This is a genomic window from Cobetia sp. Ld8 (assembly GCF_045066615.1).
Lineage (GTDB): Bacteria > Pseudomonadota > Gammaproteobacteria > Pseudomonadales > Halomonadaceae > Cobetia > Cobetia amphilecti.
In genome coordinates this window covers 654892-681232 of the sequence record NZ_JBISHF010000007.1, presented here as the reverse complement: position 1 = coordinate 681232, position 26341 = coordinate 654892, and the positions used below count along the sequence as shown (strand labels likewise).

At 62.4% G+C, this 26341-nt stretch carries 21 protein-coding genes and 1 pseudogene; 11 read left to right on the top strand and 11 right to left on the bottom strand.

The features are described from left to right. Window positions 1-56 precede the first annotated feature (56 nt). Complete coding sequence (locus ACJJV2_RS07720) at window positions 57-1268, top strand: dicarboxylate/amino acid:cation symporter (protein WP_347421161.1); 1212 nt, start codon at window positions 57-59, stop codon at window positions 1266-1268. Window positions 1269-1568: 300 nt separating this feature from the next. Then, complete coding sequence (locus tag ACJJV2_RS07715) at window positions 1569-2615, top strand: hypothetical protein (RefSeq protein WP_405279669.1); 1047 nt, start codon at window positions 1569-1571, stop codon at window positions 2613-2615. Between the two features lie 146 nt (window positions 2616-2761). On the opposite strand, the gene ACJJV2_RS07710 is transcribed toward ACJJV2_RS07715, so the two are convergent. The 4 genes from ACJJV2_RS07710 to ACJJV2_RS07695 all read right to left on the bottom strand — a co-directional run bounded on the left by ACJJV2_RS07710 (window position 2762) and on the right by ACJJV2_RS07695 (window position 7515). Next, on the bottom strand, window positions 2762-3295 hold the full coding sequence (locus ACJJV2_RS07710; protein ID WP_054556587.1) for a hypothetical protein: 534 nt from the start codon (window positions 3293-3295) through the stop codon (window positions 2762-2764). Window positions 3296-3664: 369 nt separating this feature from the next. Then, on the bottom strand, window positions 3665-5194 hold the full coding sequence (locus ACJJV2_RS07705; RefSeq protein ID WP_405279667.1) for a c-type cytochrome: 1530 nt from the start codon (window positions 5192-5194) through the stop codon (window positions 3665-3667). Between the two features lie 2 nt (window positions 5195-5196). After that, on the bottom strand, window positions 5197-6810 hold the full coding sequence (locus ACJJV2_RS07700) for a GMC family oxidoreductase (RefSeq protein ID WP_192838864.1): 1614 nt from the start codon (window positions 6808-6810) through the stop codon (window positions 5197-5199). A 156-nt stretch (window positions 6811-6966) separates the two neighbouring features. Next, window positions 6967-7515 carry a sugar dehydrogenase complex small subunit gene (locus tag ACJJV2_RS07695; RefSeq protein ID WP_405279663.1) on the bottom strand — a complete coding sequence of 183 codons (549 nt, stop codon included), beginning with the start codon at window positions 7513-7515 and terminating at the stop codon, window positions 6967-6969. 583 nt (window positions 7516-8098) lie between these two features. Between ACJJV2_RS07695 and ACJJV2_RS07690 the strand changes: the two genes are divergently transcribed. From ACJJV2_RS07690 to ACJJV2_RS07675, 4 genes are all read left to right on the top strand, one after another. Continuing rightward, window positions 8099-8563, top strand: coding sequence for a carboxypeptidase regulatory-like domain-containing protein (locus tag ACJJV2_RS07690; RefSeq protein WP_405279660.1), 465 nt, complete (start codon window positions 8099-8101; stop codon window positions 8561-8563). Between the two features lie 64 nt (window positions 8564-8627). After that, window positions 8628-9362: a helix-turn-helix domain-containing protein gene (locus ACJJV2_RS07685; RefSeq protein ID WP_405279657.1), complete on the top strand. Its 735-nt coding sequence runs from the start codon at window positions 8628-8630 to the stop codon at window positions 9360-9362. A 194-nt stretch (window positions 9363-9556) separates the two neighbouring features. After that, complete coding sequence (locus tag ACJJV2_RS07680; protein WP_405279654.1) at window positions 9557-10714, top strand: DMT family transporter; 1158 nt, start codon at window positions 9557-9559, stop codon at window positions 10712-10714. A 161-nt stretch (window positions 10715-10875) separates the two neighbouring features. Beyond that, window positions 10876-11868 carry a DMT family transporter gene (locus ACJJV2_RS07675; protein ID WP_405279651.1) on the top strand — a complete coding sequence of 331 codons (993 nt, stop codon included), beginning with the start codon at window positions 10876-10878 and terminating at the stop codon, window positions 11866-11868. 144 nt (window positions 11869-12012) lie between these two features. Here ACJJV2_RS07675 and ACJJV2_RS07670 read toward each other — a convergent pair whose 3' ends face one another. From ACJJV2_RS07670 to ACJJV2_RS07655, 4 genes are all read right to left on the bottom strand, one after another. After that, entirely contained in the window at window positions 12013-12342 is a 330-nt protein-coding gene (locus tag ACJJV2_RS07670; protein ID WP_404324733.1) for a HigA family addiction module antitoxin, read from the bottom strand. A gap of 14 nt (window positions 12343-12356) precedes the next feature. Next, window positions 12357-12650 carry a type II toxin-antitoxin system RelE/ParE family toxin gene (locus tag ACJJV2_RS07665; RefSeq protein ID WP_215822797.1) on the bottom strand — a complete coding sequence of 98 codons (294 nt, stop codon included), beginning with the start codon at window positions 12648-12650 and terminating at the stop codon, window positions 12357-12359. Between the two features lie 168 nt (window positions 12651-12818). Beyond that, on the bottom strand, window positions 12819-14123 hold the full coding sequence (codB, locus tag ACJJV2_RS07660; protein ID WP_405279646.1) for a cytosine permease: 1305 nt from the start codon (window positions 14121-14123) through the stop codon (window positions 12819-12821). Window positions 14124-14619: 496 nt separating this feature from the next. Then, entirely contained in the window at window positions 14620-17058 is a 2439-nt protein-coding gene (locus ACJJV2_RS07655; RefSeq protein WP_405279644.1) for an FdhF/YdeP family oxidoreductase, read from the bottom strand. Window positions 17059-17325: 267 nt separating this feature from the next. Between ACJJV2_RS07655 and ACJJV2_RS07650 the strand changes: the two genes are divergently transcribed. After that, window positions 17326-17766, top strand: coding sequence for a hemerythrin domain-containing protein (locus tag ACJJV2_RS07650; RefSeq protein WP_405279641.1), 441 nt, complete (start codon window positions 17326-17328; stop codon window positions 17764-17766). Between the two features lie 358 nt (window positions 17767-18124). Here the strand turns inward: ACJJV2_RS07650 and ACJJV2_RS07645 are convergent. Continuing rightward, a pseudogene (locus ACJJV2_RS07645) lies at window positions 18125-18805 on the bottom strand (spermidine synthase); the annotation flags it as partial. A gap of 443 nt (window positions 18806-19248) precedes the next feature. Here ACJJV2_RS07645 and ACJJV2_RS07640 point away from each other — a divergent pair. Beyond that, on the top strand, window positions 19249-19602 hold the full coding sequence (locus ACJJV2_RS07640) for a hypothetical protein (protein WP_215822818.1): 354 nt from the start codon (window positions 19249-19251) through the stop codon (window positions 19600-19602). Window positions 19603-19802: 200 nt separating this feature from the next. After that, the gene (locus ACJJV2_RS07635) at window positions 19803-20657 is read left to right on the top strand and encodes an SDR family oxidoreductase (protein WP_054556575.1); all 855 of its coding nucleotides are present in this window, start codon (window positions 19803-19805) and stop codon (window positions 20655-20657) included. Between the two features lie 121 nt (window positions 20658-20778). On the opposite strand, the gene ACJJV2_RS07630 is transcribed toward ACJJV2_RS07635, so the two are convergent. After that, on the bottom strand, window positions 20779-21813 hold the full coding sequence (locus ACJJV2_RS07630; protein ID WP_405279636.1) for an MBL fold metallo-hydrolase: 1035 nt from the start codon (window positions 21811-21813) through the stop codon (window positions 20779-20781). 196 nt (window positions 21814-22009) lie between these two features. Between ACJJV2_RS07630 and ACJJV2_RS07625 the strand changes: the two genes are divergently transcribed. Continuing rightward, a complete protein-coding gene (locus ACJJV2_RS07625; RefSeq protein ID WP_405279633.1) occupies window positions 22010-23950 on the top strand; it encodes a TonB-dependent receptor domain-containing protein in 1941 nt (646 codons plus the stop codon). 324 nt (window positions 23951-24274) lie between these two features. Further along, complete coding sequence (locus tag ACJJV2_RS07620) at window positions 24275-25297, top strand: patatin-like phospholipase family protein (protein ID WP_405279630.1); 1023 nt, start codon at window positions 24275-24277, stop codon at window positions 25295-25297. Window positions 25298-25333: 36 nt separating this feature from the next. Here the strand turns inward: ACJJV2_RS07620 and ACJJV2_RS07615 are convergent, their stop codons facing one another. Next, window positions 25334-26299, bottom strand: coding sequence for a permease (locus tag ACJJV2_RS07615; protein ID WP_405279627.1), 966 nt, complete (start codon window positions 26297-26299; stop codon window positions 25334-25336). Window positions 26300-26341 lie beyond the last annotated feature (42 nt).

The following is a 26341-nucleotide window of genomic DNA, read 5'->3' as shown; positions in this document are numbered from 1 at the left end:
TACGCGATTCACGACCCGTTATCGGGGCAAGAACCCGTCAAACCCTCGAGATCCACATGAAGCTCATCGTCAAACTTATCCTCGGCATCATTGCCGGCCTGCTGATCGGCCTGATGGCCCCGGATGCCCTCGTACGTGCCGCGCTGACCGCCAAGGTCATCATCGGCCAGCTGATCAACTTCACCATCCCGTTGATCATCCTGTTCTACGTCATGAGCGGCATCGCGTCGCTGCCGAAGAATTCCGGCGCCATGCTGGGTCGCACCGTCGGCATGGCCTACGGGTCGACGATTCTGGCCGGCATCTTCGCCTTCCTGGTGGCCAGCAACCTGCTGCCCGGCATGCTGTCCGGCATGGCGCCGGTCGCTGAAGGCCGCGATGCCCTGACTCCCTTTCTCGATCTCGAAATCCCCGCTGCACTGCCGGTGATGACGGCCCTGGTGCTGGCCTTCGTGTTCGGCGTGGTCATCAGCCGCCGCGAACTGCCAACCCTGAAAAGCGCCGTCTTCGAATCGCGTGAAGTGGTCGAGGTGTTCCTCAATCGCGTCATCATCCCGCTGCTGCCCCTGTTCATCGCCGGCACCTTTGCCGAGATGGCCTACGAGGGCAAGGCGCTGTCGACTCTGGATACCTTCTGGAAGGTGCTGGTGCTGGCGATCGTGATGCACTGGATCTGGCTGAGCACGGCCTACCTGATCACCGGCCTGATCCAGCGTCGTTCTCCGCTGGGCCTCCTGCGCAACATGCTGCCGGCCTACCTGACGGCGCTGGGCACCATGTCGTCGGCGGCAACCATTCCGGTCAGCCTGCGTCAGACCAAGGCCAACGGCGTCAGCGATGAAGTGGCCAACTTCAGCGTGCCGCTGTGCGCCACCATCCACCTTTCCGGTTCCACCATCACCATCGTCACCTGCGCCACCGCCGTGATGATGATGAGCCACAACCTGGCACTCGCAAGCCTCGGCGAAGTGATTCCGTTTCTGATCATGCTGGGCCTGACCATGATCGCCGCGCCCGGAGCACCGGGTGGCGCGGTGATGGCGGCGCTGGGGGTGCTGGGCAGCATGCTCGGCTTTGGCGAGGCGGAACTTGGCCTGATGATCGCGCTGTACCTGGCTCAGGACAGCTTCGGCACCGCCACCAACGTCACCGGCGATGGCGTGATCGCGCTGTGGGTCGACCACTTCGCGCGCCGCGATGGTGTGGTGGCCACGCCTGCGCCGGATGCCGCGACCGGTGAAGCACCGGTGGCACGCTCACAGCCGTGAGCTGCCGCATGTGCTGAGCCACATGCACTGACAGTCGTCAAAAGCCCCGCCTCCCTTCGGAGACGGGGCTTTTTCATGCCAGCGGCTATCCATACGCTCATCTCCACGGTCTTCCTCACGGTCATCCTCACGATCCTCCTCTCAATCACCCTGCAGGATGGCATGCCTGGCGGCGAGGTGAGACATGACGCCGCGCCGCGCCTGACACCCACAGGCCAAACGGCTACCATTGGCGCCCACGCGCGAGTGCTGTCATCGCTGCCGTACGCCATCACCCTGTTACCGTTGCCGGAGTGCCAGATGTCCCTGCTTCCCCCTGCACTGTTCTGTCCTTCGATATCACTACCGATATCTCGCCCGCGTCTGGCACGCATGTTCGCCACCCTGTCGCTCACCACTGCCAGCCTGACCCTTGCCCAGCACGCCAGCGCGCTGGAAATCGGCATGCCCGCCGATGGTGGCGTCAGCGTCAGTCCCGCCGTGATGCTTGAAGCCGAGGGCACCCTCGATGAGCAACTGAGCAGCCCGCTGTTGCTCAAGCAGTTCTCAAGCCACGAGGCCGTGGAGCAAGGGCTGAGCGATGGTAGCCTCGACGCCGCCTACCTGACGCCGCAGATGCTCAAGGCTCTGGCCGAAGGCGGCATGTCACTGCGAGTGCTGGACGGCGCGGATCTCGACGATGTCAGCCTGGTCGCGCGTGACGAGCTGATCCGCTACACCGAATTGTTCGAGCCGCAGGAGCTGCTGATCCGCTTCCTCAACGACACCACGCGTGCCGTGCGAGTGGTAATGAGCGATGACGATGCACGCTCGCATCTGGCCTTGAAGCAGTGGGTCGAGGTCAAGGTCGGCTCCAGCATGCAGCTGGTCAGCCCGCGCTCGCTGGAAGAGCTCGAAGGCGATGAATATGTCGGCGATGCGCCCCAGGCACTGATCAACAGCCGCAAGATGCACGCTGCCTTCCTCAACGGCGATGACGCGACGCGTCTGGTGGCACTGCATCCGCTGTCCAAGGACTGGCTGCCACGCGCCGACATGCTCGACCTGCCGCGCATGCTGCTGGTCAGCCGCGCCGATCTCGAGGATGCGAGCCTTGAGGCCGATCTCGAGTCGCTGGCCGTGGAACACGCCCGCATGCAGCAGAACCTGCACGGCGAGGAGCCGATGAAGCTTGCCTTCACGCTCAAGCAGGCCTGGCCGGCGGATGCCGGTGAGGCGCCGAGCCTGCCCAGGGTGGTGCATGCGCTGAACGGACGCTCGATCCCGACCGCCGACATGCGCACCGCCCTCGAGGACTGGCTGGGCGAGCAACAGTCAGCGGTCAGCTGGCCTGCTATTCAGAATTAGCCACAGCAGTAGACCCAGAAGTAGGCCCGGCAGTAGGCCCAGGTGTAGACCCGGCCGCAGGCCCAACAGTCACGTCCGCCACAGGGCGAATGACAGACACAAAAAAACCCGCCGATTGGCGGGTTTTTTCGGATCAACGGCAACGATCAGGCGTCGAGGGCTTCAGCGATCTGAGACTGAGCCTTCGGGCCGATGCCCTTGACTTCAGAGATCACGCCATCGGCGTGAGCCTTGCGAACCTTGGCGACGTCGTCGTAGCCAGCGTCAGTCAGGGCACGGATAGCAGCAGCGTTGAGGCCGAGGTCTTCCAGAGAGGCCGCATCGGCTTCTTCGGTCGCTTCCTCGACGGCTGCGCCCATCGGCATCATGCGAGACTGGGCGATGGCCTGTTCGCGTGCCAGACGTGCCTTGTACTGCACCAGCTTCTGGTTGAACTCGTGTTCGACCTGCTTGCGGTGCTTGTCAGAGGCTGCGGCTTTCTCGCTCAGGCGTTCGTTGCGAGCGCGCAGGTCTTCGACTTCCTTCTTTGCCTTGTCACGGGCATTACGGAGCTTGTCGGCTTCTTTGCTGGCTTCACGCAGCTGACGCTCCAGCTCCTTGATGCGGGCGTTCTGGTCCTGCTTGGTGTCCTGCTCCTGAAACAGGGATGCAAGCTGGTCGTCAAGATTAGCGTCGGTCATACTGCTATGTTGCCTCGAATAATTGATAAAGAGCTAAAGTCTGGGCGCACATTCTACCGCAGTTCTTCAGTTTGTGCTGCATTTGAGCGCAACCCGAGCGGGATGAATGTGAATCGGGGGTCCTGCATGGGGCAATATTACCCCAACTGTGTGACATCGCCAGTCACGGATGATCCAGTCACGGAGAAACTGAACACGGAATGAGACGGCCTGAACGCACACGACAACCGCACTCTCGCCGCCATGGCGCAGGTCACGGAAAAGACAGCCCACTTTCATGGGCTGTCTTTTTACTCGGCGACCAAGCGCTTGCGCAGGCCTGTCAGCACAGACCTCAGCGCCTGCACCGGACTCAGGCCTGCACCGGACTCAGTGCTTGCGCCAGTCCTCGAGCTTGTCGCTCAGCTGCTGACGACGTGTATCGGGTGATGCCAGCGTCTCGGACTGATGACCTTCCCCGAAGCGATTCTCGAGATAGTCCATCAGGTTGATCAGCTCATCATCGGTCAGGCTGTCATCGAAGGCCGGCATGAAGACACTGTGGCCATTGTTCTCACGCTGCACGCCATTGAGGATCGCCTGGGCCAGATTGTCCGGATAGACACTGCCGGTCACGCTGTTGTGGAACAGCGACGGATAGTAGCCATCCTGGGTGCCGGCGCCATCCGCGCCGTGACACATGGCGCAGTGGCCCAGATACAGACGCACGCCCGGCGTGGCGTCGGTCAGCTGACCGATCAGGTCTTCATCATCGGGGCGCTTGTCCAGCGGCTGACCGCGCAGCAACAGCACGTCATCGGCCGGCGCACCCTGATTGAAGCGCGTGGCGACCTGCGGCTCGCTTTCGGCCTCGCGATCGCCATCATTGACCGCCTCGCCCTGCTCGCCCTTGCCATCCACCGCCGGAATCGACTTCAGATAGACCGCGATGGCGCGCAGGTCATCTTCACTCATGTGACGCATGGAGTGCTCGACCACATCCGCCATCGGGCCGCCAGCCTGCGCCTTGCCCTTGAGGTTGCCGGTCGCCAGATAGGTCTGGATATCCTGCTCGCTCCAGCTGCCCAGACCATCCTGAATGTCCGGCGTGAGGTTGAAGGCACGCCAGCCTTCGATCATCGCCCCACCGAGATAGCCTTCTTCATCACCGGTCAGTGCCGTTTCCTGGAAGGCGAAGCCACGCTCGGTGTGGCAGCTGCCACAGTGGCCCGGCCCCTGGACGAGATAGGCACCGCGGTTCCAGTCGGCACTCTTGTCGTCGTGGTCCTGCCACGGCTCCAGCGGCGAGAAGATCTCTTCCCACAGTGCCATCGGCCAGCGCATGTTGAGCGGGAACGGAATCTCGCTTTCGCGGTTGGGCGTGCTGCTCGGCGTCACCTCATGCATGTTCCAGGCGTAGAGCGCCTTGATGTCCTCATCCGTCAGACGTGCGTAGGACGGGAACGGCATCGCCGGATAGAGGTTGTGGCCATCGGCAGCCTCGCCCTCGCGCAGCACACGGGTGTACTCCTCGAGGGTGTAGTTGCCGATGCCGTGCTCGGTGTCCGGAGTGATGTTGGTGGCGTAGATCTCGCCCACCGGGGTCTCGAAGCCGAGGCCACCGGCGTATTCATCGCCGTCCTCGGTGCTGTGACAGGCCGCGCAATCGCTGGCGCGCGCCATGTACAGACCCTTCTCGATCAGCGCGGGGTCATTGGTGGCGGCCTTGTCGGCTTCCACCTGGCTGGCGTGCTCGTCCTCGCCGCTACCACAGGCGCTGAGCAACAAGGCGCTGGTGCCCGCAATGGCGGCCAGGCGGACGGCACGGGTCAGGCGTGCGGGGCGAAGGATCGGGCGGGCACCGCGACCTTTCTCATCAATGGCATCACGGGTGCCAGCAGTACGGACGTGCGGGACCATGCTTATATTTCCTGTTCGAGCAGATCGGCAATACGCAGAGACAACGCCGCGATGGTCAGGGTGCAATTGACCGACCCGACGGTGGGCATGCTGCCGGAGCTGGCGACAAACAGGTTGTCATGGCCATGCACCCGGCAATCGCGATCCACCACGGAGTCTTTGGGGTTGTCTCCCATCAGGGTCGTACCGCAGATATGCTGGTTGTTGGAGAACTCATCACGGAACGCGATGTCGGTGCCTCCCATCAGCTGAGCGATACGCGCATATTGTTCACGGGTATGCGCGGCGCTGCGCTTGACGTAATCATCGATAGCATAACGGAATTCCGGGCGCGGCAGGCCGAGAGCGTCACGTTTTTTTGACGGCGTGATGCGATTGGCGGCCTCTGGCAACAGCTCGTGGAAGCTGTCGAACTGCACATAGCGGCTGGCGCGGTTATCGATCTGCGCCTGCAGATCCGCGCCGAGCCTGAGCGGTGTTTCCGACAGCACCTCCGTGGTCATCTGCTGCGTGCGGGCAATGTTGGACAGGTGCAGCTTCTTGGACGCGAAGTCCTTGCGGAAGTCGCCGTCGCGCCAGGTGATGATCGAGGTCATCTCCTGAGGGCCACGCCCGGCCCACAGCGGCTCATCGGCCAGAAAGCTCACCCCGGTGCCGGGATGGTCCATAAGATGCCGGCCGACCATGTCGTTCTGGTTACCCACCCCATCGGGGGTATGGGCGTTGACCGACATCTGCATCAGCTTGGGTGTCTCGATACCATTGGCCGCCAGCACCACCCGCGCCGCACTCAGGCGATGCTGCTTGCCGTCGGGATCCAGATAGCGCACCTCGCGAATCTTGCCGCTGGCGTCACTTTCCAGATGATGCACGATGGCATTGTCGATCAACCTGGCGCCGGCACGTTCGGCCTTCTCGACATGGATGATGCCGGAATACATCGCGCCGATCGGGCAGATGGGCATGCAGTTGTTGTTGCCGCAGCAGGTCGGGCGCTCATCATAGGGGCGGCTGTTGCGCGCCACCGGCTCGGTGACCATGTCGAAGCCGTGGGGATTGATGCGCTCGCTGACCCGCCGCTCGTTCCACGACAGCGGCAGCGGTGCCATCGGATACTCGGCGCTGCGCGGGCTGCCGAGATCGACATCATTCGGCCCCCAGACACCCAGCGCGACCTCGGCACGGAAGTAATAGTCTTCCAGGTCGTCATAGCCGATCGGCCAGTCGCGCCCGACGCCATACTCGCTCTTGAGCACGAAATCGCTGGGCAGGAAACGCCAGGAAGATGCCGCCCAGTGCCAGGTAGTGCCGCCGACGGCGCGAATGTACTGGGCGTCGTAGGCCTGCTCGCCTTTCTGCACCAGATAGTCGGCATTCTCGCCGTAGAGCATCGGATGGGGCGCCGCCTTGCTGGCAGGATAGGGCCCCATGAAGTCCATCTTGTTGGCCTGGTTGCGGAAGCGCTCGACGATCTGCCAGCGCTGCATGCGCGGGCCGGCTTCCAGCATGATGACCGACTTGCCGGCCTCGGCCAGGCGATGTGCGATCAGGGCACCGGCGACACCGGAACCGACCACGATCACATCGGCATCATACGCACGGGATTCCTCGGCCATGCAGGATTCTCCTCGGGAAAATGGGAACAGCAACAGGAGCGGTCAGGACGCCCCTGGAAGGTCTGGCACGCAGGCGATGTCAGGAGCTGATGACCAAGCACGGACTCAAGGCCCGACCATCCGCAACGCGCAAGCCTGGGGAGAAAGCGTGACCACTCAGGCCTTGGGCGCCTCTGCCCAGAACCCCGGACGATTGGGGCAATAGGTACGCACCACCTGCACATCGCGCGGCCCGGCATACATGCCAGCGCGCTCGAAGGCGATGACCTCGGCGGCAGGATCACTGATCGACCTGCCGACCGTGCCCAGCATCCAGGCCTGCAGCAGACGGCGCACCAGCGCCATCTCACCGTCACTCAGGTCTTCCTTTTTCACGTACTCTCGCGACTCGCCCAGGGCCAGCAAGCGGGTCTTGAGGGCCGGCAAGCTGCCGACACCGGGCACTCCCTCGGCCGGAATTCTCGCCAGCGCCTCGAAGTAGCGCTGGCCCAGCCGCTCATCCAGGGTCTTGTCGCTCAGCAGCCAGCGCGACAGGATCATGAACGTCGCGAAGGAACTGTCATCCTGCGTCTGTTGCTCGTCAGCGACTGTCTCGGCCAGGGCCTGAAGGGACAGGCCGCCGAACACGGCAATGCCTGCCCCACCGAGCCCCAGCTTCAACAGCTGGCGACGTGAAGGATCAGTAGCGCTCTGGGATGTCGACATGCGGCCCTCCCGGACAATGAATGGTTCACCCGACGCCAGCGCACAAGGCGGTATTGCCTCCTGTGAGCTGCACCCGAATAGCACTCAAACAGCACACAAGCAGACCTCGAGCGGTTTTGAACAGCTCTTGCGCAGCCCTTGCACAGGGTTTGATGAGCGCATGGTAACAAGCGCCATCACCTTATAGACAAACGTATAATGAACAAGGAGTTCCTGTTTAAGCAACTCCAGGGGCATGCTTCGCAACCCAGCGCGCTCACGGGCAAACGCTTGCTGCTGGCCTACTGACAAGGGTCGGTCGAAACCGCGAGAGTTACCAGCGGATGCCCACGGATGCCGATGCCTGACGGAAGAGTCACCCGCGCCTGTCTCCCGCTCGTCGACAGTTCCCTGACTGTGCTCGGCGCAGTAGGATGTGGGGCAAAGGCAGCAGCTGTGGCCAGACTGGCTCGCTCACGAGCCGACGCCCGCGCCGCCCATCACTCGACTTCAGGGAAGACTCGCCATGCTTCGTCACTTGCGTACTCCGCTCGCTCTGCTCATGTGCACCGCCGTTCTTGCCGGGTGTGAAAGCGCCTCGCGCATGGCCGACAGCATTTCGCTGCCGGACTTCGGCTCCTCCTCGCAGACCGAACAGGGCGAGCAACGCGTCCAGCGCACCGTCGCCTTCCCGGAGGCGGAGTACGCCAAGCTCGACAAGACCGGCACCTCGGTGATCAAGGGTCGCATGTCCTATGAGTGGCAGGGCCAGACGATCTACGCCAACCGGGCGGGCATCTCGATCGCGCCGGTCACCACCTACTCCGCCGAAGCCGCGGAACTGGCCCTGGCGGGCAAGACGGCGTCTCGCGCCGACCCGCGTGCCCAGGCCTACACCCACATCGTGCGCACTGACAGCAATGGCTACTTCAATGCCACTGGCCTGCCATCCGGCACCTTCTATGTCGCCGGTGTCATCCAGTTGCCGGACGGCACACGCAGCCCGCTGATTCTCAGTCAGGTGCAGATAGGCCGCGGCCAGACCCGCAGCATCGAGTTGAGCCGCTGATAGCCCGCGTGTTCCTCTTGCTCTGCTTGCTGCCCTTGCATCGCCGGATGATGGCCACCGCACCATGACGACACTCTCGCTGCGCGCCTATACCCCACAGGCGACGAGTCATGACCACGACCACCACCAGCTGGTGCTGCCGATCCGCGGCCATCTCGATATCCAGGTCGGCAGCCATCACGGCACCGTGGTCACCGGCGAGTGCGTCATCATTCGCCCCGGGGAGGCGCACCTGTTTCATGCCAAGGACGCCGCGCGTTTCATCGTCGCCGATCTGGACTACCTGCCCGACAATCTCGCGGCGTCGCAACGCGTGGTGTTCTCGATCAGCACCCTGCTGATGAACTACCTGCTGTTTCTCGAAGCGCAGCTGCAGGGCGAGGTCGACAAGCACATCGATCAGCTCTCCATCGCGCTGTTTCTCGGTCTGCTGGAGAAGCAGACCTGTGATCAGCGCGTCGATCGTCGTCTGCTCAGAGTGCTCGACGTCATGAACGCGCAGCTGGCCCAGCCCCACGATGTGGCATCCCTGGCCCGGCTCGCCCACCTGAGCCCGACCCAGTTCCACAAGGTGTTCCGCGACAATCTGGGCGTCAGCGTCAAGCAGTACCTGACCGCCAGACGCATGGAGCGCGCGCGGGCGCAGTTGATCCATACCGATCTCAGCGTCCAGCAGGTCGCCGAGGCCGTCGGCTATCAGAACCTTTCCGCCTTCTCGCGGCGCTTTTCCTGCTACTTCGGCCAGTCGCCACGCGAGATGACGCGACAGTATTCGAGCCTCACTCCCCCGAATGAATGACTGAATGACCGACTGACTCGATCATCTGAACAACCGCTTGAGCACCCGAACCCAGCAGTCAATCACCGCACTCCAGCGGTATATGACGTTTTGCTTCTCCTGGCAGATCAGAGCGTAGTTTCAGCACAATATATTCTCGCGATGAGGCGTAATCTCGTGCACACCGAGACACACTTCATTGCGAGCCATCCACCATGCAGCACTCCTTCTCCCGGACGCCCTTCCGCCCAGCGCTGGAACGCCAGATCGGCAATCTTTCCGTCCTCACGGCCGCCCTGCTATGGGGCACGACCGGCACCGCCGCCCACTTCAATCAGGATGTCAGCCCGTTGGCCACCGGCGCCTTCGCCATGGGCTTTGGCGGCATTCTGCAGGCCGTGCTGTCGCGACGAATCCTCCATGAGGAGCTAGCCGCCCTGCTGGTCCACAAGCATCTCGTGCTGTGGGCGGCGCTGTTCATCATCGTCTACCCGCTGGCGTTCTATTCGGCCATGGAATACACCGGCGTGGCGATGGGCACCGTGATCACCATCGCCACGGCGCCGTTGGCGGCAGCGGTGCTGGAATATGTGCTGGATCGCAAGCGCGTCAGTGCGCGCTGGTACGCGGCGCTGATGCTGGGCATGGCCGGCGTGGGGTTGATGGCCATGGGCGAGACACGCCTGGCAGATACCGCGGCGCACGCCACTGCCAGCGGCGTTGCCAGCGAGAGCCGCAAGCTCATCGGTATCGGGCTGGGCGTGCTGGCCGGCGCGAGCTACGCCACCTATTCGCTGCTTGCCAGACGCATGATGCTGCTGGGCGTTCATCGCCGTGCGGCCATGGGGGCAATGTTCGGCTGTGCCGGCGTCCTGCTGTTGATCGGCCTGGCCATCAGCTGCCTGTTCCTCGATCCACGCCTGTTCGCCACGCCGGTGAATTCGGCGGTCGCCATCTACATGGCGCTGATCCCGATGCTGCTGGCGAGTCTCATCTTCGGACGCGGCCTTGCCAGCGTGCCCATCAGCCGGGTGACGGTTCTGACGATGTTCGAGCCGCTGGTGGCGGGCCTGCTGGCCGTCATCGTGGTCGGCGAGCAGTTCACGCTGATGGGCGCCATCGGCATGGTGCTGATCATGACCTGCCTGATGCTGCAATTGCGTCCACAGGCAACGCAGGCGCCAATGGCCAGCCCGCAGGCAGACCTCGCGGCCTGGACGACACCTGACAAGGCCTGCGACGCGCTAGCTGATACACACGGCGACACTGCTTACTGGGGTGAGCGTGATCCGTGGAGCGATACCGAGCATGACCGCGATGCCAAGCAAGGAACGGAGCTAGGAACAGAACCATGGCAGCGTCACGACGCCTGACGCCGATGAGGGAATTGAGGGCAAGTCACAGTGCGCCCTGAGCGGCAGCCAGCTACCGCGGCAACTCAACTGCCCGAAAGTGGTTTCAGCACACTTTCGCCAGCGCTCATGCTGCGACTGAAAACGGCCAAGGGATTGGCAAGACACGCAAGGACATCACCATGACAACCACTCGCTCCGATATCGCGGCCTCTTCAAGGTCGACCGACATGGGAAGCCTGGCCGTTCTGTTTGCCGCGCTGCTGTGGGGCACCACCGGCACGGCGGCCCACTTCAATCAGGATGTCAGTCCGTTGGCGACCGGCGCCTTCGCCATGGGCGTCGGCGGCCTGCTTCAGGCAGTGATCGCACGGCCCAATATCATGGGCTGCCTGGGCCTTTTGATGGCGCAGAAGCGCTGGGTATTGCTCGGCGCCGGGTGTGTCGTCATCTACCCGCTGGCCTTCTACTCCTCGATGCATCTGGCCGGCGTCGCCATCGGCACGGTGATCACCATCGCCACTGCGCCACTGGCCGCGGCGATTCTGGAGCGCCTGTTCGGCCATCACCGACTCACGCTGAGCTGGTATATCAGCCTCGCGCTGGGCATTGCGGGTGTGGTGATGATGGCGATGGGCGAAACGGCCACTCATGGCGCAGACATTGCCACCGTCAGTGCCGGCGGCGACCCGATGGCGACAGGGTCAGGGAGCGCGCCTGACGCTGACTGGCAACGCCTGACCGGTATCGTGCTGGGCATCATCGCCGGCACGACCTACGCCGCCTATTCGCTGATCGCCCGGCGCATGATGGACCAAGGCACCCACGCCCGCGCTGCCATGGGCAGCCTGTTCGGCGTCGCCGGTATCACGCTGATCGCAGGCCTGGGCCTCAGCATGCTGGTTGCAGACCCGCGCCTGTTCGCCACCCCCGGCAACACATCGGTCGCGCTCTATATGGCGCTGGTGCCGATGTTCCTCGGCTATATCGCCTTCGGCTACGGCCTGAAGACCGTCGCCGCCAGCAAGGCCACCCTTCTCACCCTGTTCGAACCACTGGTCGCCGCCCTGCTCGCCGTGACCATCGTCGGGGAACATATCGCACCACTCGGCTGGCTGGGCATGGCGCTGATCGCCGTCTGCCTGGTGATTCAGGTGAAGCCAGCAACCGCCTGATCAACGCGAGCGGCACGACGAGGTGTTACCGAATGCGAAAAGCACAAAGCCCCAGCCTGAGTTTCAGGCTGGGGCTTTGCATTGCTGGGCATGAACTCACGGGCTCACGCCATCTCAATCACTTGCCGTGGAGAGCGCGCAACGTCAATGCGAGGCAAGCTCGGCGGCCTCAACGCGCGGCGTTATCCGGCGTACGCCCTTGGCATCCTGCGCGTAGGCACGATGACGCACATCCCAAAGCTCCACGGCATGCTGGATGTTGAGCCAGAACTCCGGCGTATTGCCTAACGCAGCCGCCAGCTTGATGGCCATCGGGGCCGTCAAGGTGCCCTTGTCATGCACGATACGGCTCAGAGTATTTCTGTGCACTCCCATCGCCTCGGCCAGGGTGCGAATGTCGATGTTCATCGGCTCCAGAAACTCTGCCGTCAACATCTCTCCTACCGTCAGTGGGCGCCGCTGGGTGTTTCTCATCACTGCTACCTCCTCTAGCCCTTGTAAGCATGCGGGTCTAGATATGTTTGATGGGCAATCCCTGCCTCCCATCGAAAGATGAGTCGATACTGCTTGTTGACACGAATCGAGCAATAACCTGCGAGATTGCCCTGCAGATGCTCGAACCGATTGCCCGGTGGAATCCTCAGATCAGACTCCTGACTTGCGGCATCGAGAATCTGCAACTTGCGATAGAGCGAACTGGAGAGCGCCGCAGGTATCTTGCGGTGGCCAACATCATGCTCATAGAAGCTCTCGAGCCATACATCCCTGAATTCCACCGCCATGGCAGCACCTTTTCCCCTCATTCTATGCACAACTATGTTGTGCATCAAGTGACTCTGCCCTGAAGCGGCTCTACCCTGACGTTTCTTTCGCATGAAAAACGCCCAACGAGCCCAGGACTCGTTGGGCGTTTCATATTCCACTGCTCTTCACATCAGACGCTCAGTCACTCACGCCGCCGCCTTGTTGGAGAGTTCGACCTTGGCAAGTTTGATCAGCCCGCCGTAGACGACGAAGGCGACCACGACACCCACGACGGGCGGCATGAAGGGTGAGCTCCAGGCGCACAGGCAGGCGATGGCGTAGGCGGCGAGGCCCGGCCAGTGGTAATCGACCTTGGGCATCTCGGCGAGGCGCGGATACTGCCCTTTGTGACCGAGCCAGAAGTTGGCCATGATCACGCCGCCGATCGGCGGAATGAAGGTGCCGAGCAGAATCAGGAACGGAATCAGCCACTCATACATACCGAGTACCGCCAGCACAGTGCCGATGGCCGCACCGCCCAGAGTGACACGCTGACGATGCGGAGTGCGCAGCAGGTTGCAGCCGGCGATCGCGAAGTTGTAGATGGTGTTGTCCTGGGTAGTCCAGATATTGAGGAACAGCATCAGGACGGCGAGGCTGACCAGCCCCTGGGCGATCATCACGTCGACGATATCGGCCTGCTGGTAGATCATCGCGCCGAGCGCGCCGGTGAGCACCATCAGGCCATTGCCGACGAAGAAGGCCGCCAGGGTGGCAATGACGGCGATCTTCGGTGAACGCGCGAAGCGGCTCCAGTTGGTCGCCTGGGTGCCGCCACTGATGAAGGTGCCGATCACCGCGGTGATGGCGGCCGTCCAGCTCATGGAATCCGTCGGCGTCAGTGCCGCAAGGCCTGCGACACCGCCGACATCGACCATGCCGGTGTAGAGACTGAACAGGATGAACAGCAACATGGCCGGCACGGCGATGCGCGAGAGCATGTCCAACCCGCGATACCCGATCATCGCCGTCAGACAGAAGGCGAAACCGAAGATGACCATCAGCGGCGTGGTCAGCCACTCCGGCAAGCCGAGTGTCTTGACCAGCACGATGGCGATGGTCGCGGTGCCCCAGGCGTACCAGCCGATCTGGGTGAACCCGAGCACGAAGTCAGACAGGCGGCTGCCCTTCTCGCCAAAGCACAGCCGGCCCATCAGCACCGAATTCAGACCGCTCTTGCAGGCGATATAGGCCAGGGCGGCAGCGTAACCGCCGAGCAGCAGATTGCCGATCACGATGATCCACAGCAGTTCATTGAGCGCGAACGCGGCACCCAATGACCCGCCCGCCCACATGGTGGCGGTAAAGAAGGTGAAACCGAGCAGCACCATCGAGGTGGAGAGCAGTCCCCGTCGTGCCGAGGCAGGCACTTCGCTCAAGGGATAATCGTTGCCGGATTCGCCTGCCATCGATGCATGGTCTGCGGAATGAGGTGAGGAGTGTTCTGCCATGAGTGCCTTCCTGGAGCTCGGTCGTGAGTCGTCGAGTCTTGTGGTGGTGTCAGCCTGCCTGAACGCCGGCCACCGCCCCCCCCCTGCGGGCAAGGTGGCGGGCAGGGGGGGGGGCGGTCAGAGTGGCGGTCGCTACCCTACCACCACGCAAGATTCACGCCACCCATCCTCGAGCCGTGCAAGACGCCAGCTCGCCGCCTGTGCCATGAAGCTGACACAGGCGTCAGGATCCGGCCTGGCTACAGGCGCGGTTGGGCGCAAGACCGCCTCCAGAAATGATTTTGCGACAAGTCCAGCGCAGCACCTACGTACCCCTCAGGTACGCCGACGTTGGCATCATCTTGACCGCCAGACACCAGAACGCCACGCGGCGCACTCTTTCAGTGCAGCGCGTGGCGTGGCTCTCGCCCTCCTTCACTGACATCAAAACCTGACGCCGAGTACAGGATGCAAATTTTTCAGCCTTTTCTTGTTTAGCGGTTCATGCTGAAGCCCTTCAGCTACTCGCCAGCACCCCTTCGCTGGCATTGACCTCTTCGCTGTCCATCAGGCGCAACCTGACCGGCACCGATTTCGAGGCGGGCGTGTTGCTGCGCGCATCGCGGTGATCCAGCGGAATCAGATCATTGGTTTCCGGGTAGTACGCTGCCAGACAGCCGGTCGGGATGTCGTATTCCTTGAGCTTGAAGCCCGCCATGCTGCGCTCGACGCCGTCTTCGCTGACCGTTTCCAGCGTCACGCGCTGACCCTCGCTCAGACCCAGCGTCTCGAGATCCTGCGGGCTGATCATCACCACCATCCGCGTGCCATAGACGTCGCGATAGCGGTCGTCATTTGAATAGACAGTGGTATTGAACTGGTCGTGACCGCGCATGGTGATGAGCAGGAAGGTGCTATCCATGTTCAGGGTCTCATGGGTGACCTTGTTCAGGCCCTCCTCATCCGTGCCCAGCCCCTCGGGGAACAGGAAGTTGGCACGTCCCGAGTCGGTATGCCAGATGCGCTCGCGCGGGGCGATGCGAATATGGAAGCCGCCCTGAGCCAGGCGCGCGTTGTAGTCGGGGAAGATCTGCGGGAAGACCTCTTCGATACGATCACGAATCCGCGCGTAATCCGCCTGCAGCCAATCCCAATCCAGGGTCGGATGCGGCGGCAACGTCGCCTTGGCCAGCTGACAGGTGATGGCGATCTCGGAGTGCAGGCTTGGGTCCGCCGGTGCCATCACACCGCGCGACGGTGCCACGTTGCACATGCCATCCTCGGCGCTGGAGACCTGTTCCGCGCCCTTGCCATCGGCGCCGGCCTGCAGGTCGCGCTCGCTATGGCCAATCGTGGGCAGCACCCAGCCATGCTTGCCGGGATGCAGGTGACTGCGATTGAGCTTGGTGGCGATATGCACCGTCATGTCCATCTCGTGCACCTTCTCGACCACGCGCTTCTGATCGGGAATCGCGCGGAAGAAGTTGCCGCCCATGCCGATGAAGGCGCGTACCTCATCGCGCAGAATCGCCTCGCAGCATTCAGCGACATCATGGCCGTTCTCGCGCGGGCACTTGATATCGAAGACCCGATCAAAGGCATCCAGCATCGCGTCATTGGGCAGATTCTCGATGCCAACGGTGCGGTCGCCCTGCACATTGGAATGGCCGCGTATCGGGCAGGCACCCGCGCCGGGCTTGCCGATATTGCCGCGCAGCAGCAACAGATTGATGATCTGCTGGATGGTGTCGCCGCCGCGCGCATGCTGGGTGATGCCCATACCCCAGCAGCAGATCACGCGCTCGGCCTCCAGATAGGTCTGCCCCGCCTGTTCCAGCGATTCGCGTGACAGGCCGGACATGGCGACCAGGTCCTGCCACTCGAGCTTGCGGCAATGCTCGGCGAAGGCATCAAAGCCGTGGGTGTGCTGGGCGATGAAGTCATGATCCAGATAGCCCACCGCATGCGGATTGCGCTCGCGCAGCGCATCGTCGGCCTCGATCACGTACTTGCACATCGCCTGCACGGCGGCGAGGTCCCCGCCGATGCGCAGCTGATGATACTGACTGCTGATCTCGACACCCTTGCCGCTCAGCATGTCCTTGGGCGACTGCGGATCGGCAAAGCTGACCAGTGCCCGCTCGCGCAGCGGGTTGAAGCTGACCACCTCGGCCCCGCGGCCACGCGCCTCGTGGAGATCACCCATCATGCGCGGACTGTTGGTACCGCTGTTCTGGCCGAAGATGAAGATGGCATCGGCCTGCTTGAAGTCCTCGAGATTGACCGTCGCCTTGCCGATGCCGATGGATTCCGGAAGCGCCCGCGAGGTGGTCTCGTGGCACATGTTCGAGCAGTCCGGGAAGTTGTTGGTGCCGTACATGCGCCCGAACAGGGAAAACAGGAACGCCGCCTCGTTGGAGGTACGCCCCGAGGTATAGAACTCGACCTGGTTCGGGTCCTCATAGCGCTTGAGGCGCTGGCCGATCTCGGCGTAGGCCGCTTCCCAGCTGGTGACCTCGTAGCGGTCCGTCTGGGCGTTGTAGCGCAGGGGCCGCGTCAAGCGCCCTTCCTTCTCCAGATGGTGATCCGACCACTCGCGCAGCTCGCTGAGCGTGTTGTTGGCGAACAGCTCATCACTGACACGTTCGCGTGTCGCCTCCCACGCCAGCGCCTTGGCGCCGTTTTCGCAGAAGTTGGCGCCCTTGGGCTTGTCGCCATTCGGCCAGGCACAACTCGGGCAGTAGAAACCATCGGGCTTGTTCATCTTCATCAGGCTGCGATGGCCCTCGATGGGCAGATGCTCTTGCCAGATGAACTTCTCGACCGCCTTGATCGACGGCCAGCCACCGCCCGGCGGCCGGTCCAGCTGACTGCCGGACAGCGACGCCGATAACGCCGGTGCGTGGGACCCCTTGGGGCTGAAGGAATCGACTGGCGTGGTCTGGTCTTGGGACATGTCGGGGCTCCTGACGGTGGCGGCCGGCAGCTGGCATCGATCAGACACCGTTGCGGACACGCCACCGAGCAAAGAATTCAAGGGTCACCCTTGTTTCCTTGCCTCGCGCCAAGGCTTTTTCAAGGCCGATCGGCGTTGCGCACTTGAACTTCCGCCGATCCGCCACCAGAGTTGTACAGACCTGACACAAGCAAGATCGCACTTGAGCAAGACCGCACACAAGCAGACCCGCCACTCAACACGCCAGACATGATGAGGAGCTGGAACATGACCGTATTTGAAGCCCTGCGCGAGACCCACGACGAACAACGCCGCCTGCTGGACATGCTGCTGCAGACCGAGGGTGACAGCGAGCCGCGCGATGACCTGTTCAAACGCCTCAAGGAATCGCTCACCAATCACGCCGGTGCTGAGGAGCGCGCGCTCTACATGCCGATGATGGAGCACGACATGACGCAGGAGAAGGCGCGTCACAGTGTCGCCGAGCACCATGAGATCGATGAGCTGGTCGAGAAGCTCGAGGCGACCGACTACAGCTCACCGGGCTGGCTGACCACTGCCAAGCAGCTCGAGCACCTGGTGACCCACCACCTGGATGAGGAAGAGCAGGAAGTCTTCCAGCTGGCAGGCCGCGTCTTCGATGACGCCACCAAGAAGCGCCTCGCCGAGGAATATCACCAGGACATGAAGGCGCGCGAAGCGGCCTGAGCCAGAATCCAGCATCGGGCCTAGTCGAAAGCGCTTGGCGCTTCAACAGGCTGAACGCTATCGATAAGCGCCAATGACGCATGACAAAACGGGCTGACCACATCATGTGGCCAGCCCGTTTTGTCATGCGTTCACCCTGCGGTGAAGGCGCTGCTGTCTCTCACAGCGTGTGTCACAACGACTAAGGCGAAGAGTCATCCATCACATCATCAGCAATGAGACACTCAGCCTACTTGCGGCGCGGCGGGCGTGCGGCCCCCTTCGATGCCGGCTTTCTGCTCGGGCTGCCTGAGCGCTTGCCATTGCCTTTCCCGGCCTTCGTCTTGTCATCAGGCTTCTCCGCACGCCCCACGTAACGCGCGATCCAGATGGTATGCTTGGCCCCCGAGGTGCCATGCGCATAGACCTGACGTGCCTCGGCCTTGAAACCGGCCCGCGACAGGCGCTGCGAGAAACGCGCATCGGCCGTGGCCGACCACACCGCCAGAATGCCGGCCGGTCGCAGCGCCTTGGCACACACCGCCAGCCCCTCTGCACTGTAGAGCCAGTCGTTGTCATCCGCGGTCAGGCCTTCCGGGCCATTGTCCACATCCAGCATGATGGCATCGAAGCCGCCGGGCGCTTCACGCAGCACCTCGGCCACATCGCGATTCTCGACTGTCGTGCGCGGATCCCGAATCGGGTAGCCCGCCTTGGCCCCCAGCGGGCCGTCATTCCAGGCCACCACTCCCGGCACCAGCTCGGCGACGACCACCTCGGCATCGGCCTTGAAGTGCTTGAGCGCGGCGGCCAGCGTGAAGCCCATCCCGAGCCCGCCGATCAGAACGCGCTGCGGCGCCGAGGCCGTACCGCGACTCTTGAGCAGACCGGCCGGAATCTCTGCCAGCGCATCTTCCGAGCCATGCATGCGGGTATTCATCAGCTGCCCGCCCTTGCCACTCTCGATCTTGATGACGAAGTCCTCGCCATACTCGAACAGACACAACGAATCCGTCGTGCCGGGGATCGGCGCGGTATCGAGCAGCACAAAGCGTTTCATGGCACATCCATAGAAGGAAAAATGATCATCTGTCAGGTGGCTTCGTGGCCATCCTGACTATATTCAACATGACGGACATCTGTACGACATGGGGGAGCGTTAGTCTAACAGTCAGAACCCCGTGGCAGGTATCCGCCTGCGCGAAGGCATGATGTTTCGCGAAAGCACGATAAAAATGAGAGCATGCGCGCATCAAGGCTGGAAGATATTCGCGAATTCTCTAATACTAGCTTTTGAAGAACGCAACACCGTCGTAAAGCAAAGACTTTCAGCACGAACACTCTCAATACGAACAGTCACCTCAAGACCAATGACCGCTGGGCCAAGGAAAGCGCAGCGGTCACGCCGGCAGATGGGTCGCCCCCATCGCCGTCGAGGCAGCGTGACACCTGAAGAAGCACTCAAGATTCCGACTCATCGGAACCCGAAAAGAGGATATTTCGATGCCGCATACCCATCCGGAGCGACTCGCGACGATCAGTGCCAGCCAGGTCGAGGAACACTTTCGCGATCTCCATCCCATCGTGGCGTTGGTCTCAGCCACTCGGCTGCTGCAATTCCTCGAACGGGAAGGTCTGACACTGCATGCACACCGTGCCCTGTGCGCCAGCATCATTCGCAAGGCACTGCCCAGCCTCGAAACCGGTCCCGGGCATGACCCTGCCAATCTGCCGAGCCTGCACGGAATAGAACAGACCCAGGAAAGCGAGCCGCGTGTTCCGTTTGCGCAGACCATGGCAGCGGGCGCCAGTACGCCAGCCACCATGCATGACAAGCATGAGGATATCGCCTCCTGACAACCGTCAGGCTTGCCGATAATGAGACATTCTGACGCCCAGCTCCGTTCACACGGGGCTGGGCGTTTTTATATCGCTAAACAAGAAAATCATGATCAAAGGGGTTTAATCCGCCACGATCGTCCACAGGTCTGTGGGGAGACGTTCAGCGTCTGAACGCGCTGCAGCGCATTCAAGATCAACGAACCGGAGGTGACGGCATGACTCAGCAACAGCCCCCACAGCATCAGAACCATCAACCGGGCGATGAACATCGCATGGACCCCAAGCCCGAATATATCCGCGAGAGCTATCGCGGCAGCGGCAAACTGCTGGGCAAGGTGGCAGTCATCACCGGTGGTGACAGCGGTATCGGTCGCGCCGCCGCCGTGCACTTCGCACGCGAGGGTGCCGATTGTCTGATCACGCACCTGGGCAGTGAAGAAGTCGATGCCCAGGAGACCATCCGTCTGATCGAAGCCGAAGGCAGACGCGGACGCCGCATCGCAGGGGATATCGGCGACCCGGCCTTCTGCCGCAAGGTCGTCGAGGGCGCGATGGAAGAATTCGGACAGCTCAATATTCTGGTCAACAATGCCGCCGAGCAGTACGACTGGGATGACGTGACCGAGATCGATGACGAGCAGATCGAGCGCACCTTCAAGACCAATCTGTTCAGTCACTTCTACATGATCAAGGCCGCCGTGCCGCACCTCTCCAAAGGCGATTCCATCATCGCCACCTCATCCGTCAACGCCTTCAAGGGCAATGACAGCCTGATCGATTACAGCGCCACCAAGGGCGCCATCCAGGGGCTGGTACGTTCACTGTCCGGTACGCTGATGGACCGCGGCATTCGCGTCAATGCCGTCGCCCCCGGCCCGGTGTGGACCCCCCTGATCCCCGCCAGCTTCGAGGATGAAAAGGTCGCCAACTTCGGCCAGCAGGTACCGATGGAACGCCCCGGCCAGCCCAGCGAAATGGGCCCGGCCTACGTCTATCTGGCCAGCGAAGACTCAAGCTACATGACAGGCCAGACGATTCACCTCAATGGTGGCGTCGTGCTCAACACCTGATCGCAGACCTTCAGCACACACCTGAGCAAGTCGAGTGTGATGCGACATGCTCGACACGAAACAGGCCGCCCCATCTTGGGCGGCCTGTTTCGTTTGTCGCGCGCAATGTCCGCAGGATGACTCAGCGTGCGGCGCGCAGACGCTCGGCCTGGGCCAACGTGCAATCACTGAGCAGATCCAGCGCGCCCAACGCCTGGCCTCCGGTCACGAAGGGATGCGCTTCGCCAGGCTTGCGAGCCTCAAGCGCCGCGATTAGTCCGGGCGTGCCGTCACGCTTGGGGTGATTGGACAGGAAGACGTCTACGCCGGCTTGCTGCGCGATCTGATGCATGCGTGACGCCGAGGCAGAATAGCCGCGCAATCTGGCCTCATCCGGCCCGAAGTTGAAACCAGTGCCGCCCCACAACACGGCCTGATGCATCTCATCGCCATCCTTGAGCGGGAGCACCAGCGATAGCGTGCCAGGGGTATGGCCGGGCGTGATGTACATGCCGAGCGTGGTGTCACCCAGCGTCAGCCTCTCATCGTCGATGACCTGATGGTCCCGCTCTGGCGGCTCTCCCCAGCGCGGGTTGTCGATGCGCTGCTCGGGGTCATCCAGCATGTCCCAATCGATCTTGGTCATGATCACCTCGGGCGCATACTGCTCCACGATCCAGGACTGGCCGCCGTAATGGTCGCCATGGCCATGGGTAATCACCAGATAGCGAATATCGGCAGGGTCCAGACCCAGCTCGCGCATGCCTGGCGCGATGATGGTCTCGGCCTGATTCGGAGTGTTCATCGCATCGATGAGAATGATGCCTTCGGAGGTGGTCAAGGCCCAGCTCGACACCTGGCCATTGCCGACGAAGTAGAGATTGTCGAATACCCTGTGCGGCCCCAGCGACTTGCGCTTGTCAGCGGAGGGCTTCGATCTGGGTCTGGGCTTGGCAGTTTCATCCTCGGAGTGTCGGTGGCGCTTGCCCGCGTCAACCAGGGGTGCCTCGAGGCTACACAGGCTGTGCAGGCCGGGATACCCCTCACCCGCCGCCAACCCCCGTTGCGCAAGCTGGGTCGCAAGCGGCGACATCGCCGCAGCAGGAGCATCAGCTGGCTGCGATGCCGCGCTGGCCAAGGCGACACCTGACAGCGGCAGGCCGATCAACCCTGCCAAGAGTCCTGCCGTTACTAGCCGAGAATTCCCCATAGATAGCCCTATCTCACCAAGATGAATGGATTCAGCGTCGAAGATTGTCACCAACGTCACATTTTCGCAACAGTGCGTTGCACTTCGCCAATGCAAAGCATTATCATTCAAAAAGTGCACGAATGATGCACACACATAACGATAATCTCGGGAACTTCAATCGATGCCAGCGCACCCTCCTGCACCTCACCGCCCCAAGGCCTCACGCTCAGCCGTCTTGTTGGCCCTGGCGGCGTTCCCCTCTCTGGTGGTACTCCCGAGCCATGCCTCCGACCAGCTGGAAGACATCGTCGTCACCGCGTCCGGTCACGATCAGATGGTCAAGGATGCCCCGGCCTCGATGAGCGTGATCACACGCGAGAGCCTTGAAGGCCGTCATTACAGCGACCTCACCGATGCGCTGCGCGGCTTGCCCGGCGTGACGGTATCCAGCGGCGGATACTCCAAGGACATCAGCATTCGCGGCATGCCCGGTGAATACACGCTGATTCTGGTGGATGGCCGCCCGATCGACAGCCGTGATACGCGACCGAGCGGCAGTGGTGGCTTCGAGCAGGATTGGCTGCCGCCACTGGAAGCGATCGAGCGTATCGAGGTGGTACGTGGCCCGATGTCGACGCGTTATGGCTCCGATGCCATCGGCGGGGTCATCAACATCATCACCCGCAAGACGCAGGAGGAATGGGTCACCAATCTGCACTATGACACCTTCATCCCCCAGCACAGCGTGTCGGGACATGAACGCCAGAGCCGCATTCGCACCTCGGGCCCGCTCATCGATGGGTTGCTGGGCCTGAGCGTCAGCGCCGGACAGACCACGCGCCAGGAAGATGACATCACCCGCGGCTACCCACAGCGCAAGCGTCAGGACCTCGACACCAAGCTCAGCCTCACGCCGGACGACAACCAGCGCATCGAGGCCGAATTCGCCTACCATGACCAGAATCGTCAGACCGAGGAAGACCGCAGTCAGGGCCAGGACAGTGATCGTGATTGGGATACTCGCCGCTTCAGCCTGAGCCATCAGGGTGACTGGGCCAGCGCCAGCACCAATTCCTACGTCCAGTACGAGACGTCACGCAACGATAGCCGTGACATCACGCTGAGCAATACCAAGGCGAGCAGCAACGTGCTGATTCCGCTGGGCGATCACCTGACCACCCTGGGCGTGAGCTTCGAGGAGGAGCACCTCGAGGACAACGACACCAACGCTCTGAGCGACATCAACGAGATCCGCAACAGCCGCTGGTCACTGTTCGCCGAGGACGAATGGCTGCTGACCGACGACTGGGCGCTGACCGGCGGCGTGCGTCTGGATGAAGACGAGAACTACGGCAGCCACCTGTCACCGCGTCTTTACAGCGTCTATCAACTGGCCGACAGCTGGACGCTCAAGACGGGCGTGGCGACCGGTTACAAGGCGCCGAGTCTGCGTCAGGTCGCCGACAACTGGGTACAGGACAGTCGCGGCGGCGATATCTACGGCAATCCGGATCTGGAAGCCGAGACCTCTCTCAGCCGCGAGATCGGCCTGCTGTATGACAATGCCAGAGGCACCCAGGCGGGCGTGACCCTGTTCCGCAGCGACTTCGATGACAAGATCGTCACCGAACTGTGTCCGGATGGCGCCTGCGCCGGCGGCGCGGATGATGCGCGCTGGTACAACAACGTCGACAGTGCCGTCACCCAGGGCGTCGAGCTGAGCCTCAATCAGGAGCTGCGTCACGACCTCGCGCTGGCACTCAGCTACACCTATACCGATTCCGAGCAGACCAGTGGCGAGAACAAGGGCCAACCGCTGACCCAGATTCCCCGCCACCAGGCCACGGCTCAGCTGGACTGGCAGCTCAACCATCGCCTCAATCACTGGACACGAGTCGACTGGCGTGGCGAAGAGACTCAGCCCGCCACCGGTGTCACCAGTCGTACCGTCATCGCGCCGTCCTACACGATCGTCGATACCGGCGTCAGCTTCGATGCCACCACTCAGCTGACGTTGAGCGCCGGCCTCTACAACCTGTTCGACAAGCGCGTGCGCTACGACGACTTCGGCTACGTGGAAGATGGTCGCCGCCTGTGGGTCGGCGTCGACTACACCCTCTAGCACCGACTCCGGCCGCCAACGGCTTGCCTCCCATGCAGTGAGCGATCAGCCCGCTGCATGGGAGGTAATCGCGACTTTCCTCGCCACGCCTCTTTTCTCTCCTCTTCTGTTCCCCTCTCTCCTCTTTCCGCCTTCCCCCTTTGTCTCGTCTTCAGTGCCTCGCTGGCCTGTCACCTCTGCTCTCCCTGCCAGTATCAGGCCCTGCTGTTTGTCCGTATCAGTCATTTCAGTCGGCTGAAAACCAGTGGCCTCTCTATTCTGGTAGCAGCCACAGGCATTGCCTGTGGACAGGACTGAGCGTTACCCGCTCTGCAGGAGGCAAGCATGTCCAAGCTGATTCTCTCACTGGATGGTGGCGGCATACGCGGGGCAGCCACCGCGCAATTCCTGATGCGTGTCGACGCGACACTGAGAAATGACCACCAGACCAGCCTGCGTGAGCGGGTCGATTTCTATGCAGGCACCAGCACCGGCAGTCTGATCGCGCTGGCGCTGGCCACCACCAACATGAGCCTCGAGGACATAAGTGGGCTCTACAGCGCGACCAGCGCCAGGCAGATCTTCGCCGACAACCGCGGCTGGTTCGAACTCGATGGCATCAATGCGCCCAAGTACGAGGCCAAGGGCAAGAGCACGATGCTCAAGAAGCACCTCGGCCAGGCCAAGCTCAGGGATGTCCCCGCTGGCAAGCAGGTGCTTGTCGTCACCTACGGCATCGAGCGACGCCGCCCGCATGTCTTGAAGTCGAGCAAGCGCGAGCATCACAAGCTGCTGGCCTGGCAGGTCGCGGACGCCTCAAGCGCGGCGCCCACCTACTTCCCGACCCGCGACATGAAGCTCGGGCCGGACAACGAGCAGACCTGGCTTATCGATGGAGGCGTCATCGCCAACAACCCCACCATGTGCGCCATCGCCGAAGCCTGTCGCCTATGGCCGCATGAGCCGCGTCGCGTGCTGTCGATCGGCACCGGAACACGCACGCGCAAGATCAATGGCCCGGATTCCCAGCACTGGGGCGCAGTGCAGTGGGTACTGGAAGGCAGCCTGATCGACGTGCTCTCCGATGAGAAGGTGGTCGGCTATCAGGCCATCACCATCTCGCCGCCGGGCAGCTACATCCGCGTCAATGCCGAGATGCGCCCACAGCCCGGCATGCTCAAGGCGCCTGATGACGCGATGGATGACATCAGCACCACCAACATCAAGCATTTGAAGGCCATGGGCGATTTCTGGTTCGAGCAATACGGTGACGCCGTGGTGGCCCTGATCACCGACCGCTATCAAGGGCCGTCGCTGGATCGCATCGACCCTCTCACTGGCCGACCGCAAGCCTATCAACCCGAATGATCTTCTCTCGAACGCCAGCTGTCAGAACGACATTTGTCAGAACAACAGATAGGTGGCGTAACCGGCGATCATCGCCATCGCGAAGATCACCGTCACGAAGGCCAGGATCAACTTGATACCGAACAATGAGCGCAGCAGCACCAGCTCGGTCAGGCTGGCGCCCGCGCTACCGATGATCAACGACAGCACCGTCCCCGCCCCCACGCCCTTGGCCATCAGTGCCGAGGCCAGCGGAATCACCGCTTCCGCGCGAATATAGAGTGGCACGCCGATCACCGCCGCGACCGGAATGGCCAACGGGTTGCTCGGGCCGGCGTACTGCACCAGCAGCTCCGTCGGCATGAAGCCATAGATGACACTGCCGATGGCGATGCCGATCAACAGATACGGAATCACCTTCACGAAGTCCTTCCAGGCCTCACGCACCAGGCCGTGATAACGCCCCTCGGGCTTGCGCGTTGCCTCCGCGACCACCGCCGCCCCACAGTTGCTGGTACTGGCGACGGCTGAGCCACAGCCGCCGGTGGCTTGCGCCTTTCCGCCACAGCTCGAGGCGTCCTGCACCTTGTCCTGGCGGATGAAGCGCTCGAACCCCAGCGCCTGCAGCAACCAGCCCGCCCCCAGTGCCACGCCCAACGCGGCCGTCACATAGACAGCGGTGAGTCTGGCGCCGAAGGTGGCCAGCAACAGGCCGATGATGATCGGGTTGAGCAGCGGTGATGAGAACAGGAAGACCATCATCGGCCCGAAGCCGGCGCGAGCACGGATCAAGCCCTTGAGCATCGGAATGGTCGAGCAGCTGCAGAATGGCGTGATCGCGCCAAGGCCAGCGGCCATGAAGTAACTGCTGCGGCGACTGGCGCTCAGCAGCGCCTCGACCCGGGATGGCGGAATATGTCGCTGCAACACCCCGACCAGCAGACTGATCAACAGGAACAATACCGAGAGTTCTACCGCCAGGAAGGCAAACATGCCCAAGGCGTCGTGCAGTGAGTCAGACATTGCATACCTCTAAATTGCCAGGCCCTACATACCAGGATTTAT